The 13,765-nt window shown below is 60.3% G+C and carries 8 protein-coding genes; 3 read left to right on the top strand and 5 right to left on the bottom strand.

Translation table 11 applies throughout. The annotated features are described in order from the left end of the window. The first annotated feature begins 34 nt into the window (after positions 1 to 34). Positions 35 to 2,353, top strand: coding sequence for an autotransporter outer membrane beta-barrel domain-containing protein (locus HKK52_RS20935; protein WP_169372407.1), 2,319 nt, complete (start codon positions 35 to 37; stop codon positions 2,351 to 2,353). A 160-nt stretch (positions 2,354 to 2,513) separates the two neighbouring features. Here the strand turns inward: HKK52_RS20935 and oadA are convergent, their stop codons facing one another. Both oadA and HKK52_RS20925 read right to left on the bottom strand, forming a co-directional pair. Continuing rightward, positions 2,514 to 4,322 carry a sodium-extruding oxaloacetate decarboxylase subunit alpha gene (gene oadA, locus HKK52_RS20930; protein WP_169372406.1) on the bottom strand — a complete coding sequence of 603 codons (1,809 nt, stop codon included), beginning with the start codon at positions 4,320 to 4,322 and terminating at the stop codon, positions 2,514 to 2,516. Between the two features lie 11 nt (positions 4,323 to 4,333). Continuing rightward, positions 4,334 to 5,749: an acetyl-CoA carboxylase biotin carboxylase subunit gene (locus HKK52_RS20925; protein WP_169372405.1), complete on the bottom strand. Its 1,416-nt coding sequence runs from the start codon at positions 5,747 to 5,749 to the stop codon at positions 4,334 to 4,336. A gap of 205 nt (positions 5,750 to 5,954) precedes the next feature. On the opposite strand from HKK52_RS20925, the gene HKK52_RS20920 reads away from it, so the two are divergent. Beyond that, positions 5,955 to 6,902, top strand: coding sequence for a LysR family transcriptional regulator (locus tag HKK52_RS20920; RefSeq protein WP_166655962.1), 948 nt, complete (start codon positions 5,955 to 5,957; stop codon positions 6,900 to 6,902). On the opposite strand, the gene HKK52_RS20915 is transcribed toward HKK52_RS20920, so the two are convergent. From HKK52_RS20915 to HKK52_RS20905, 3 genes are all read right to left on the bottom strand, one after another. After that, a complete protein-coding gene (locus HKK52_RS20915; protein WP_169372404.1) occupies positions 6,844 to 7,056 on the bottom strand; it encodes a PA3496 family putative envelope integrity protein in 213 nt (70 codons plus the stop codon). The genes HKK52_RS20920 and HKK52_RS20915 overlap by 59 nt on opposite strands. Positions 7,057 to 7,251: 195 nt before the next feature. Continuing rightward, entirely contained in the window at positions 7,252 to 8,118 is an 867-nt protein-coding gene (hexR, locus tag HKK52_RS20910; protein WP_008027445.1) for a transcriptional regulator HexR, read from the bottom strand. A gap of 273 nt (positions 8,119 to 8,391) precedes the next feature. Continuing rightward, complete coding sequence (locus tag HKK52_RS20905; RefSeq protein WP_169372403.1) at positions 8,392 to 11,265, bottom strand: EAL domain-containing protein; 2,874 nt, start codon at positions 11,263 to 11,265, stop codon at positions 8,392 to 8,394. A 259-nt stretch (positions 11,266 to 11,524) separates the two neighbouring features. On the opposite strand from HKK52_RS20905, the gene uvrD reads away from it, so the two are divergent. Further along, positions 11,525 to 13,708: a DNA helicase II gene (uvrD, locus tag HKK52_RS20900; RefSeq protein ID WP_169372402.1), complete on the top strand. Its 2,184-nt coding sequence runs from the start codon at positions 11,525 to 11,527 to the stop codon at positions 13,706 to 13,708. Positions 13,709 to 13,765: the final 57 nt, after the last annotated feature.

Here is a 13,765-nt window from a genome sequence, read left to right as displayed (position 1 = left end):
GAGTTTGGCCTCCGCTCAATAGAGGTTGAACACGATGCTTATCCGACACAGTTTTCGTCCCCACTGCATGGCCCTGGCCATATCCCTCGCCCTTGGCCATGCAGGTTCCGTGATTGCTCAACAACCCACCTCCACCCCGCCATTGCCGGACGAGCAGCTGGCTCGGCTGGAAGCATTGATCAACGATCCGGCGACCATCAAAACCCCAGTCATCAAGACAGAAACCGGTCCTGATGGTGTGGCATTGAAACTGGGAGATTCCAACGATCTGGTCACTGTCAGCCGACGCGGCCGTTTCGACGGAGTGGTTGATGGCGGTGGCGGCAGCAACGTTCTGCAACTCGATACCGTGAACGGCGGCGAACTCGGGCAAAGCCGCAACTTCGATTTTCTGCACATAAAGCGAGGCCAGTGGGCGCTGACCGGGACAGGTGATTTTCATGACGGCGCCGTAGTGGCGAACAACGCCGCGCTGACCAACCGTGGAAGTATCGTGGGCCAAGTGTCCGTGGATAAACGAGGGACCTTTCGCGGTAACGGCCAGGTCGGTCACCTGAAGGTAGAAGGCAACCTTGAGGTCAACGCCTTGCACGGAGCCCCGCGGGTCAGCGGCAATCTGGATCTGCACAAAACCGCTGTATTGGCCTACGAGGTCAATGCCGATGGCCGCAGTGAAACGATAACAGTCGATGGCACCGCCCACCTCGGCGATGCCACGCTGAAGATTGTGGCGGTGACGGGCGATTACCCGTTGGCCAGCCAGTACAGCGTTATTGAGGCCGGTAAGGTTGAGGGCGAATTCGGCAAGGTCCTAAACGACCTGGCCTTTATGACGCCGGCCGTGCAATACAACGAAAAGACCGTTGGCCTGACCTACGCTCGCAATGACGTTTCGATCGAAAGCGCCGCCACAACCGAAAACGGGCGAGCGTTTGCCCAAGGCATCATCGAGGAGTCAGAAGAAGTTCCGCCAACTCAGTTGCCCGCCGATACGCCAAGCGATGTCACCACGGCTTCGAATTCAATCGACGCCATTGAGCCCTCTGGCGCTGCTCCGATTGCAATGCCTGACATAGAGGTCTTCGTTGCAGCCTCAACGCCAACGACCGTCACTGAAACCGTCGTCACGGCCCCAACACCAACCCCCGTCACTGAAATCTCCGGCCCGGCTGTTGCGCAAACTAACGCCACTGGCCTGGCGCCCTCTGCGGCCACTGCAACCTCAACCAGTGCGTCAGGTACAGCGCCTGCCACCGCTCAAGTGCGCCCTCCGGCCGGCCCGGCAGCGGTCGCCGCTTCACAACCAGCCGCTTCACCGAACGCCGCCATCAACGCCCTGCTCGGTACCGATAAAACCACCGCAGGCCGAGCGATCGAACAACTGGCCGCAGGCAGCAATGCCAATCTGGTCAACGCCACGTTAAGCAGCGTTAATCCCGTCAGTACCAGCATGCTGTCAGCCATGCGCCAGCTGGATAACACCCAGGGTCAAAGCGCTCAGACACCGCGCGTCACGGCAGTCAACGAAACTGGCGCCAGGGTCTGGGTACAAGGGTTGAGTAATGGCGGCACACTGGACCGCAGCCGGGGGAGCAGCGCCTTGCAACATGCCTCCCAAGGGTTGGTAGTCGGTGCGGATTGGGCGCTCGATGAGCAATGGCGCATGGGCGTCATCGGCGGAAAATCGCAGACCCGCCTCGACGGCAACGACATGGACGGTGATTTGAATAGTTGGCACCTCGGCGCCTATGCCCTGTACCAAAATGGCCCACTGGCGATGCGCTTGGGTGCTACACACGGCAACCACGACGGCAGCACCAAACGGCGAGTGGCGTTCAACAATTTCAGTGACCGCCCAAAGGGCAGCTACGACGCCAGCACTCAGCAAGCTTTTGCAGAGGTGGGCTACAACCTCGCCAGCACCAACATCAGCGCCGAACCCTTTGCCAACCTCGGTTACCAGCGCTATCACCGCGATAACTACACCGAGAAAGGCGCGGCCGCGGCCTTGCAGGTTCATGGGCAAACACAGGGTAACTTCAGCAGCACCTTCGGCCTGCGCGTCGCGCAGCTCAACACCCTGGATAACGGCATGCAACTGACGCCGCGCTTCAGTGCCGGCTGGAAACACACCTACGGCGATGTCGATAGCAGGACGCATCAACGACTGGTAACCGGCGGCAAGACTTACACCGTCAAAGGCGCCGCACTGGATCGCGACAGCCTGACGCTCGATGCAGGTCTGGACCTCGCGGTTTCGACTCGGCATACGCTGGGTGTCGGCTACAACGGTGAGGTCGGAAATGACAGCCGCAGCCATGGCGTCATGGGGCAGTGGCGGATGGCATTCTAATCATCGCCTGATTCACCACACACCATTGTAGGAGCGAGGCTTGCCCGCGAAGGCGATGTGTCATTCAACATTGTGGTGTGTGGTGGCCTCAAACGCCGGGCAAAAAAAGGGGAGCACATGCCCCCCCGAGGTTTAAAGCGGTGTTATCTCGGTTGTTAAATCAACCTTCGATCTCGATCAGGATTTCGCCCGGGTTCACCCGGTCGCCCTTGGCCACATGGATGGCGGTGACTTTGCCGGCGATGGCGGCCTGCACTTCGGTTTCCATCTTCATCGCTTCGGTGATCAGCACGGATTGCCCGGCTTTCACGGTGTCGCCTTCCTTGACCAGCACATCGACGATGTTGCCCGGCATGGTGGTGCTGACGTGGCCCGGCGCCGTGGCTTGCTTGCGCTTGCTGCTGCCGCCGCTGACGAATTCGTTGAGCGGTTCGAACACCACTTCTTCCGGCATGCCGTCGATGGACAGGTAGAAGTGGCGCTTGCCTTCGGCCTTGACGCCGACACCGGTGATGTCGACGCGGTAGGTCTCGCCATGGACGTCGATGACGAACTCGGTCGGCACGCCTTCGCCACCGGCCGAGGTCACGCCGCCGGCTTCAGGAATCGGCAGCAGCACTTCTGGTGTCAGGGTGCCGGCGTTGCGTTCCTCGAGGAACTTGCGGCCGATGTCCGGGAACATGGCGTAGGTCAGCACGTCTTCTTCGGACTTGGCCACGGCGCCGATTTCGGCACGCAGCTTGGTCATTTCCGGCTTCAACAGGTCGGCCGGACGAACGTCTATCACCTCTTCGCTACCGATGGCCTGACGGCGCAGTTTTTCGTTCACGGTGCCCGGCGCCTTGCCGTAGCCGCCTTGCAGGTAGAGCTTCACTTCGTTGGTGATGGTCTTGTAGCGCTCGCCGGCCAGCACGTTGAAGAACGCCTGGGTGCCGACGATCTGCGAGGTCGGGGTCACCAGCGGCGGGAAGCCGAGGTCTTCGCGAACTCGCGGGATTTCGGCCAGCACTTCGCTCATGCGGTTGAGTGCGCCCTGCTCTTTCAGCTGGTTGGCCAGGTTGGAAATCATCCCGCCCGGCACCTGGTTGACTTGCACGCGGGTGTCGACGGCGGTGAATTCGCTTTCGAACTGGTGGTACTTCTTGCGCACGGCGTAGAAGTACAGGCCGATCTCTTGCAGCAGTTCCAGGTTCAGGCCAGTGTCGAACTCACTGCCTTTAAGGGCGGCGACCATCGATTCGGTGCCTGGGTGGCTGGTGCCCGAGGCGAAGCTGGAAATCGCGGTGTCGATGTGATCGGCGCCGTTTTCGATGGCTTTGAGTTGGCACATGGTGGCCATGCCAGCGGTGTCGTGGGAGTGAATGAACACGGGCAGCGACTGCTCGGATTTCAATGCCTTGACCAGTTCACCAGTGGCGTACGGGGTCAGCAGACCGGCCATGTCCTTGATCGCCACCGAGTCGCAACCCATGGCTTCCATTTGCCGGGCTTGCGCCACGAACGCGTCGATGGTGTGCACCGGGCTGGTGGTGTAGGCGATGGTGCCCTGGGCATGTTTGCCCGCCGCTTTTACCGCTTCGATGGCCACGCGCAGGTTACGCACGTCGTTCATCGCGTCGAAGATGCGGAACACGTCGATGCCATTGACCGCGGCTTTGGCGACGAAGGCTTTAACCACGTCGTCGCTGTAATGCCGATAGCCCAACAGGTTCTGGCCACGCAGGAGCATTTGCAGGCGTGTGTTAGGCAGTGCCGCACGCAATTGGCGCAGACGCTCCCACGGATCTTCCTTCAGAAAACGTACACAGGCGTCGAAGGTCGCGCCGCCCCAGCATTCCAGCGACCAGTAGCCGACTTTGTCGAGCTTGTCGCAGATCGGCAGCATGTCTTCGGTGCGCATGCGGGTGGCGAGCAGCGATTGGTGGGCGTCGCGCAGGATTGTGTCGGTTACATGGATTTTCTTGGACATTTTGTTATTCCTCACAGGCCTGCGTGGGCGGCGATGGCGGCAGCGATGGCCAAGGCCAGCTCTTCGGGTTTGCGCTTGATCGAGTAGTTGGTCAGTTCAGGGTGAGCTTCAACGAAGCTGGTGTTGAACTGGCCGCTACGGAATTCCGGGTTACGCAGGATTTCCTGGTAGTACGCGGCGGTGGTCTTGACCCCTTGCAGACGCATGTCGTCGAGGGCGCGCAAGCCACGGTCCATCGCCTCTTCCCAGGTCAACGCCCACACCACCAGTTTCAGGCACATGGAGTCGTAGAACGGCGGAATGGTGTAGCCGGTATAGATCGCCGTGTCGGTACGTACGCCGGGGCCGCCGGGTGCGTAGTAACGGGTGATCTTGCCGAAGCTCGGCAGGAAGTTGTTTTTCGGGTCTTCGGCGTTGATCCGGAATTGCAGGGCGAAACCGCGGTGCTGGATGTCTTCCTGCTTCACCGAAAGCGGCAGGCCGGAGGCGATGCGGATCTGCTCACGGACGATGTCGATGCCGGTGATTTCTTCGGTGATGGTGTGTTCCACCTGCACCCGGGTGTTCATCTCCATGAAGTACACCTCGCCCTCGGCGAGCAGGAACTCCACGGTGCCGGCGTTCTCGTAGCCCACGGCCTTGGCTGCACGCACCGACAGGTCGCCGATGTAGGCGCGCTGTTCCGGGGTCAGTTGCGGGCTCGGCGCGATTTCGATCAGCTTCTGGTTGCGGCGCTGGATCGAGCAGTCGCGCTCGAACAGGTGCACCACGTTGCCAAAGCTGTCGCCGAGGATCTGCGCTTCGATATGTTTCGGGTTGACGATGCATTTTTCCAGGAACACTTCCGCCGAACCAAAGGCCTTGGTCGCTTCGGAAATCACCCGTGGAAAGGCTTGTTCAAGATCTTCTCGGCTGTCGCAGCGGCGAATACCCCGGCCGCCACCACCGGAGGTGGCCTTGAGCATGACTGGATAACCAATGCGGTCGCCTTCAACCAGGGCTTCGGCGATGTCTGCGACATTGCCTTCAGTCCCTGGGGTGACCGGCACGCCCGCCTTTATCATGCTGCGACGGGCTTCAGTCTTGTCGCCCATGCGGCGAATCACTTCAGCCGACGGGCCAATGAACTTGATGCCGCGCTCTGCGCAGATATCGGCCAGTTCAGCGTTTTCCGAGAGGAAACCGTAACCGGGGTGCAAAGCATCGCAACCGGTTTCTACCGCCAGATTCACTAACTTGCGCGCATTCAGGTAACCGGCCAGTGGGTCGGCACCGATGCTGTGGGCTTCGTCCGCACGCTTGACGTGCAAGGCATGCCGGTCGGCGTCGGAGTAGACCGCGACCGAGCGAATGCCCATCTCGGCGCAGGCACGCACGATTCGTACGGCAATCTCACCACGGTTGGCGATCAGGATCTTTGTTATCACTTGGAGGTTCCCTTGAGCCGGTGGTACCCACGACCTGCTAGACCAGGTCGACGCGTGACTAAATGTTTCGATTTAGTCGCAGCCCCACACTAGCCCCCATGAGGGATTAACAAAAATGATTAATTATTGGGTCAGGCATAAGTAAAGACTTATAGTTGGCGCACCAGCCTGCGGTGAGAGCGCCTATAAAATGCGTAAGTCATTGATGCGTATGACATTGCGTCAATTGCAGATCTTCAATGAAGTCTGTGATCTGAGGTCCTACAGCCGCGCGGCTGAGGAAATGTCCCTCACACAACCTGCCGTGAGCCTACAGATTCGTCAACTTGAGGAGCTGATCGGTCAACCTTTGTTCGATTACGTCGGCAAAAAGCTCTACATGACCGAGGCAGCGGAAGCGCTTCAGCGCGCCAGCCGGGACATTTTCGGCCGCCTGGAAAACCTCGATATGCAGCTGTCGGACATGCAGGGCTCGTTGCAAGGTCAGCTGAAACTGGCGGTGGAATCCAGCGCCAAGTACTTCGTGCCGCACCTGTTCGCCGCATTCAAACGCCAGCACCCGGAAGTGAACCTGCACCTGACGGTGGTCAACCGTGGTCAGGTCATCCGGCGCCTGTCGGATAACCGCGACGACCTGGTGATCATGTCGATGGTGCCGCAGGACATGGGCCTGGAGTTCCTGCCCTTTCTGAACAATCCGATTGTGGCGGTGGCGCCGCCGGACCATCCGCTGTGCCACATGGGACCGCTGCGTTTGCAGGATCTGGAGCCTTACACGCTGTTGATGCGCGAGCCAGGTTCCGGTACGCGGATGGCGTGCGAAGAGTATTTCAAAGAGAAGCGTGTGCACTTCACCCAGACCCAGGAGGTCGCGTCGGCGGAAGCCCAGCGTGAGTGCGTGTTGGCGGGCCTGGGCCTGGCGCTGTTGACGCGCCACGCCCTGAACCTGGAGTTGGCGACCGGCGCCCTGATTGAGCTGCCGGTCGAAGAGCTGCCGCTGTATCGCAGTTGGTGCCTGGTGCAGGCCAAAGCTAAACGCCTGTCACCGGTGGCGCACGCCTTCCTGGCGTTTATCCGCAGCGAACGGGTGCAGATCAGCGCGTTGGTTGAGCGTTTCGACGGGAAACTACCGGTGCTGCCTGCCAGTAATTGAGTTCCAGCTCGTCAGGAAAATCGCCAATCTCGGCCAGAAGCTGGCGGCGTTCGCAGCGATCTTCGATAGCACGGCGAAATTCCATGCGGCGCTGGTCTTCTTGCTGGCGACGGGTTTTGAGGGCGCTGTTGCGTTCTTCGTAGGGCTGGGCCATTGCAGGTCTCCCAAGTCGAGTACGGGAGTTACACGATGAACGCTGGGGATGACGGTTTGGCGGCGGGTGGGTTACAGAGAGATGAAAGTTGTCGTATTTGAGGACGCCTTCGCGGGCAAGCCTCGCTCCTACAGTTATCGCGTACCTGTAGGAGCGAGGCTTGCCCGCGAAGAGGCCCTCAAGACAAATAAGGAATCAATCGTCCAGCGCTTTCACCGATTTAGGCGAAAGCCGCAAGCTGCGCAGGCTGCGCTTGACGCTCTTGAGGTGGTTGACCAGGCTCGGCCCGCGCGCCATGGCCACGCCCATCGCCAACACGTCGATCACCACCAGGTGGGCGATGCGCGAGGTCAGCGGTGTATAGATTTCGGTGTCTTCGTGCACGTCGATCGCCAGGTTGACGGTCGACAGCTCGGCCAACGGCGTCTGGCTCGGGCACAAGGTGATCAGCGAGGCGCCGCTTTCGCGCACCAGATTGGCGGTGATCAACAAATCCTTGGAACGGCCCGACTGGGAAATACAGATCGCCACGTCGGTCGGCTTCAGGGTCACGGCCGACATCGCCTGCATGTGCGGGTCGGAATACGCGGCTGCCGTCAGCAGCAATCGAAAGAACTTATGCTGAGCATCCGCCGCCACCGCACCCGACGCGCCAAAGCCATAGAACTCGACCCGCTGCGCTTGGGACATCAGCGACACCGCCCGCTGCAATTCCACCGGATCGAGCTTCTCGCGAACCTCCATCAAGGTATGCAACGTAGTGTCGAAAATTTTCAGGCTGTAGTCAGCGACCGAATCGTCTTCATGAATCGCGAACTGCCCGAAACTCGCACCGGCCGCCAGGCTCTGCGCCAGCTTCAGCTTCAAATCCTGGAAACCCGAGCAACCGATGGCGCGGCAAAAGCGCACGATGGTCGGCTCGCTGATGCCCACGCTGTGGGCCAGGTCAGCCATGGAGCTGTGCATCACCGCCGCAGGATCAAGCAGCACGTGGTCGGCGACCTTGAGCTCCGACTTGCGTAACAGGTGACGGGACTGGGCGATGTGTTGCAGCAGATTCAAAGGGGTCGACTCTTTGTTATTGGCAGTTGCCGGGGATGTAGCACGCTTGTAGTTATACTACATGAATCGGCTTTTTGCCTGCTCAATGCGTAACTCAATGTCCCCATTCCACGCGTCGCGCGCTCCATGTAGCACCTTTGGCCCTTGTAGCAGCTGGCGCAGCCTGCGTTCGGCTGCGCAGCAGTCGCGAAACCTGAATACCAAATTTCCCTATTCGATCGCATAACGTCCATTCACGACTGCTTCGCAGCCGAACGCAGGCTGCGCCAGCTGCTACAAAGGGTTTGCGTCCGTGCGCAGCAGCTCACCCAGATCAGCCGCTTCCACCGGCCGACTGATCAAATAACCCTGCACTTCATCGCAGTGCTCGGCTTGCAGAAACTCCAGCTGCTCGACACGCTCCACGCCTTCGGCCACGACTTTGAGCGACAAGCCGTGGGCCATGGCAATGATCGCCCGGGTAATCGCCGCATCCTCGCCACCCTCCCCCAAGCCACGGATAAACGCCTGATCAATCTTCACGTAATCCACCGGGATGCGCTTGAGGTAGCTCAGGGATGAATACCCGGTGCCGAAATCGTCGATCGCCAGCTTCACCCCCAGATCGCGCAACTGTTGGAAGGTCGCGATGATGTGTTCGACGCTGTCCAGCAATTGGCTTTCGGTCAGTTCCAGCTCCAGGTAATGCGGCGCCAGGCCGGTTTCCTCCAGTACCTGACGCACCAGGCTGACCAGTTTGCCCTGGCGTAATTGATGTACCGACAGGTTGACCGATACACGGATCGGCTCAAGCCCCTGGCGCTGCCATTCGCAGGCTTGCCAGCAAGCCTGGCGCAACACGAACTCACCGATCGGGCCAATCAACCCGGTTTCCTCGGCCAGGCCAATGAAATCGTTGGGCGGCACTCGCCCCATGGTCGGATGATCCCAGCGCACCAGCGCTTCGGCAGCGTTCAATCGGCCAGTGGCGAGGCACAGTTTCGGTTGGTAAAACACCTTCAGCTGTTTTTCTTCGATGGCTTTGCGCAGCTGGTTTTCGAGCTGCAAACGCTCAAGCGTGCTGGCTTGCAGACTGTCGGTATAAAACTGGAAGTTGTTGCCGCCCAAGTGCTTGGCGTGCTGCATGGCCATGTTCGACTGACTGACCAACGCGGAAATCTCCCGCGCATTGTCCGGCAACAGGCTGATGCCCATGGACGCGCTGACCACCAGCTCATGCCCTTCAACCGTAACCGGCAAACGCAGTTTGCTCGACAAGCGGGTCGCCACTCGGGCCAGGCTCGACAGGTTGCCGTAGGCATCGAACAACACCGCGAACTCATCGCCGGAAAGCCGTGCGATGGTGTCCGCTTCCGGCAGCGCATTGACCAGCCGCCGGGCCATTTTCTGCAATAACTGGTCGGCGATTTCATGGCCGAGGCTGTCATTGAGCAGCTTGAAACGATCGAGATTGATGTGCAGCAATGCCAAACTGCGTCGCCCGCCCTGTCGCACCCGTTGATGCGCCTCGCGCAGCCGTTCGCGGAACAGCGAGCGGTTGGCCAGGCCGGTGAGTTCGTCGTAATGGGTCAGGTAGCGCATACGCTCTTCTGATTCACGCCGCGCAGAGAGATCGGCGAAGAAGCCGACAATATGGCTGACCTTTCCTCGACTATCGCGCACTGCGTTCAATTGCAGCCATTGCGGATACAGCTCGCCGTTCTTGCGGGTTTCCACCAGTTCGCCTTGCCAACTGCCGTGCTGCTCAAGGGCTTGGTGAATGGTGGCGTAATGTCGACGAGCATCGCGACTGCACGGCAACTCGACGACATTGCGCCCGAGCATGTCGTCGATGTCATAACCGGTGACGCGGCTGAAGGCTTGGTTGACAGCGATCAACGCGTAATTCGGGTCGAAAATCACGATGCCTTCGCTGGCCGCTTCGAACACCGTCGCCGCCAATTGCCGCTGTTCTTCCTGGCCTTTACTGGCGCTGATGTCGCGGCGGGTACCGACCATGCGCACAACCCGGCCGCTTTCGCTGCGCTCAACGGCGCGGCCTCGGTCCTCGATCCAGACCCAATGGCCATCGCCATGGCGCACCCGGTATTCGATCTGGTAATCCTCGCTGCGGCCCTTCAAATGTTCGACCAGCGCTCGTTTGAGGGGCGGCACGTCGTCGGGATGCAGCCGCGGCCGAAGGTGGCTGAGCATGGCGGTCACGTATTCCGGCGCCAGGCCGAACAGTTCCTGGATCTGCGTGTGATGGACTTCGTCGGTTTGCAGGTTCCAATCCCACAGTCCCAGCTCACTGGCCTTGAGCGCCAACGCCAGACGCGCTTCGCTCTTGCTCAAGGCTTGGGTGGCGGTGCTCAGTTCCTGGCTACGCTGGGCAACGCGGTTTTCCAGTTCGATCTGGGCTTCACGCAATTCTTCTTCGGCGCTGCGGCGCTGATCGATTTCCTTGGCCAGTTCGTGATTGAGTTGGTCGCCCTGGGTTTGCGCAAGCTGCAAATGCTCGATCAACGCCTGATTCTGGAAGCGCCGCAACAAGCCACGGTCAATGAGCCGATTGACCTGCCAGGCCACCACGCTCAAGGCGCCCAACAGAATCAGCCCGAACCAGCCCCACCCCTGCTGCTGCTCATCGCCGCCCCAGAACATATATCCGATGGCCGGCAACAGACAGGGCAAAGTAAAGGAGAGAAATGCGGGCAGGCTCACGGCGTAGGCCACGCTGGCCGAAAGCGCCGCCGCGCCGATCAGGCCGAAGACCCAGGCTTGTTGAATGAACGTGTCGGCGGGTACCAGAGCAATGCCGGCACCGGCGAGGGTCAGACCGGTCATGGCCGAACCCAGCAAAAACATGCGAATCCAGATCGGATGGGCCTGGCGGTTGGGGATCGCCGAATCGAAGGCCGCCACTTGAATCACCCGCAGCGCCACCAGTGACAACAACCAGACCAGCCAGACGCTGACCAGGAAGTAGCGCTGCGGGCTCCAGAGCAGACCGGCGCAGACCAGGCCATTGATCAGCATGAACAGCGTCGGCAACAGCGAACCCTGGTACAGCAGGCGCGTGCGTTCGACCGCCATTTCCATGGCGTACTGTTTGCGGATAACCCGGGGCTCTACAGAGGGGCCCGACAGGTCGGAGCTGAGGGTCATAGGCAATATTCTTGTTCTTATAATGAGCGTTGTTGAGCCCGAATTGTGCACGGAGCATACACAAGCAAGGGGCTGGACCAAACAGCTCCAGATCACAAAGTAGACCAAAGTATCGACCGCCGGCATCGCTGAAAAAGCGCCCGAGCGAGCCCCGCCGCCGCTTGCAGCCAGTGACCGACCGGTCGTCCCCCGTCGATCTTTCATCGGCTAATTCAAAGCGATGTTTGCCCGGTGTGGCGCCGCCCCCTAGAATGCCCCGATGCGCGATGATCTCTCCCTTTTGCTGAACTCCCTCAACGATGCCCAACGTCAGGCCGTAGCTGCCTCCGTGGGTCGTCAGTTGGTCCTGGCCGGTGCTGGCTCCGGTAAAACCCGAGTGCTGGTGCACCGTATCGCCTGGTTGATCCAGGTCGAAAACGCCTCACCCCACTCCATCCTGTCGGTGACCTTCACCAATAAGGCTGCTGCGGAAATGCGTCATCGCATCGAGCAGTTGATGGGGCTGAACCCGGCCGGCATGTGGGTCGGCACCTTCCACGGCCTGGCGCACCGATTGCTGCGGGCGCACTGGCAGGAAGCCAAGCTGAGCCAGACCTTCCAGATTCTCGACAGCGACGACCAGCAACGGCTGGTCAAGCGGGTGATCCGCGAGCTGGGCCTGGACGAACAACGCTGGCCGGCCCGTCAGGCCCAATGGTTCATCAACGGGCAGAAAGACGAAGGTCTGCGCCCGCAACACATTCAAGCCAGTGGCGACCTGTTCCTGGCCACCATGCGCAGCATTTATGAAGCCTACGAGGCCGCATGCGTGCGCGCTGGCGTCATCGACTTCTCCGAACTGCTGCTGCGCGCCCTCGACCTGTGGCGCGACAATCCAGGTCTGCTGGCGCATTACCAGAAGCGCTTCCGGCACATTCTGGTGGACGAGTTCCAGGACACCAACGCCGTGCAGTACGCCTGGTTGCGCCTACTGGCCAAGGGCGGCGACAGCCTGATGGTGGTCGGCGACGACGACCAGTCGATCTACGGCTGGCGCGGGGCGAAAATCGAGAACATCTATCAGTACTCCGACGACTTCCCGGACGCGGAAACCATTCGTCTGGAACAAAACTATCGCTCCACCGCCGGCATCCTCAAGGCCGCCAACGCCCTGATCGCGAACAACACCGGGCGCATGGGCAAAGAGTTGTGGACCGATGGCGGCGAAGGCGAAGCCATCAACTTGTACGCCGCATTCAACGAGCACGATGAAGCACGCTACGTGGTGGAAACCATCGAAAGCGCGCTGAAAACCGGCTTGGCCCGCAGCGATATCGCGATTTTGTACCGCTCCAACGCCCAATCCCGCGTTTTGGAAGAAGCGTTACTGCGCGAGCGCATTCCGTATCGCATTTATGGCGGTCAGCGCTTCTTCGAGCGGGCGGAAATCAAGAACGCCATGGCGTACCTGCGCTTGCTGGAAGGTCGTGGCAACGATGCGGCACTGGAGCGGGTGATCAACGTTCCGGCTCGCGGCATCGGCGAGAAAACCGTCGAAGCGATTCGCGACCACGCCCGTCACAGCGATGTGTCGATGTGGGAAGCCATGCGCCTGTTGGTCGCCAATAAAGGCCTGACCGGTCGTGCAGCCGGTGCGCTCGGGGCGTTTATCGAACTGATCGAGAACCTCGCCGCCAAGTGCATGGACATGCCGCTGCACTTGATGACCCAGACCGTCATCGAGCAGTCGGGGCTGATTGCCTATCACGAAGCGGAAAAAGGCGAAAAAGGCCAGGCTCGGGTAGAAAACCTTGAGGAACTGGTCAGCGCCGCGCGCAACTTCGAAAACGCTGAAGAAGACGAAGACCTGTCGCCGCTGTCAGCATTCCTCGGCCATGCGTCGCTGGAAGCTGGCGACACTCAGGCCGACGAGCATGAAGACAGCATTCAGTTGATGACCCTGCACAGCGCCAAAGGCCTGGAATTCCCTTACGTGTTCCTGGTGGGCATGGAAGAAGGCCTGTTCCCGCACAAGATGAGCCTGGAAGAACCCGGTCGTCTTGAAGAGGAGCGCCGCCTGGCCTACGTCGGTATCACCCGGGCCATGCAGAATCTGGTGATGACCTACGCTGAAACCCGACGCCTGTACGGCAGCGAGACCTACAACAAGGTCTCGCGTTTCGTACGGGAAGTGCCGAAAGGCCTGATCCAGGAAGTGCGGCTGTCCAACAGCGTCAGCCGTCCGTTCGGCGGCGGTCAGCAGCAGAGTTCCAGCAGTCTGTTCGGCGGCAGCGAGATCCCGGACACCGGTTTCAGCCTGGGCCAGGCCGTGCGGCATTCGGTGTTTGGCGACGGCGTGATCCTGAACTTCGAAGGCGCCGGAGCCCAGGCTCGGGTGCAGGTGAATTTTGGTGAAGGCAGCAAGTGGTTGATGCTGGGTTACGCGAAGCTGGAAGCGATCTAGTACAGCCAGATCGTTCCCACGCTCTGCGTGGGAATCCATCCCGTGGCGCTCCGCGTC

Origin of the sequence: Pseudomonas sp. ADAK2, from assembly GCF_012935755.1 — a bacterium.
Taxonomy (GTDB): Bacteria; Pseudomonadota; Gammaproteobacteria; order Pseudomonadales; family Pseudomonadaceae; genus Aquipseudomonas.
This window is presented reverse-complemented; position numbering and strand designations above follow the sequence as displayed.

Excerpts from the sequence above, each read along its gene's own strand:
- HKK52_RS20935 (WP_169372407.1), top strand. The coding sequence starts at position 35 with ATGCTTATCCGACACAGTTTTCGTCCCCACTGCATGGCCCTGGCCATA.
- oadA (WP_169372406.1), bottom strand. The coding sequence starts at position 4,322 with ATGTCCAAGAAAATCCATGTAACCGACACAATCCTGCGCGACGCCCAC.
- HKK52_RS20920 (WP_166655962.1), top strand. The coding sequence starts at position 5,955 with ATGCGTATGACATTGCGTCAATTGCAGATCTTCAATGAAGTCTGTGAT.
- HKK52_RS20915 (WP_169372404.1), bottom strand. The coding sequence starts at position 7,056 with ATGGCCCAGCCCTACGAAGAACGCAACAGCGCCCTCAAAACCCGTCGC.
- HKK52_RS20905 (WP_169372403.1), bottom strand. The coding sequence starts at position 11,265 with ATGACCCTCAGCTCCGACCTGTCGGGCCCCTCTGTAGAGCCCCGGGTT.
- uvrD (WP_169372402.1), top strand. The coding sequence starts at position 11,525 with ATGCGCGATGATCTCTCCCTTTTGCTGAACTCCCTCAACGATGCCCAA.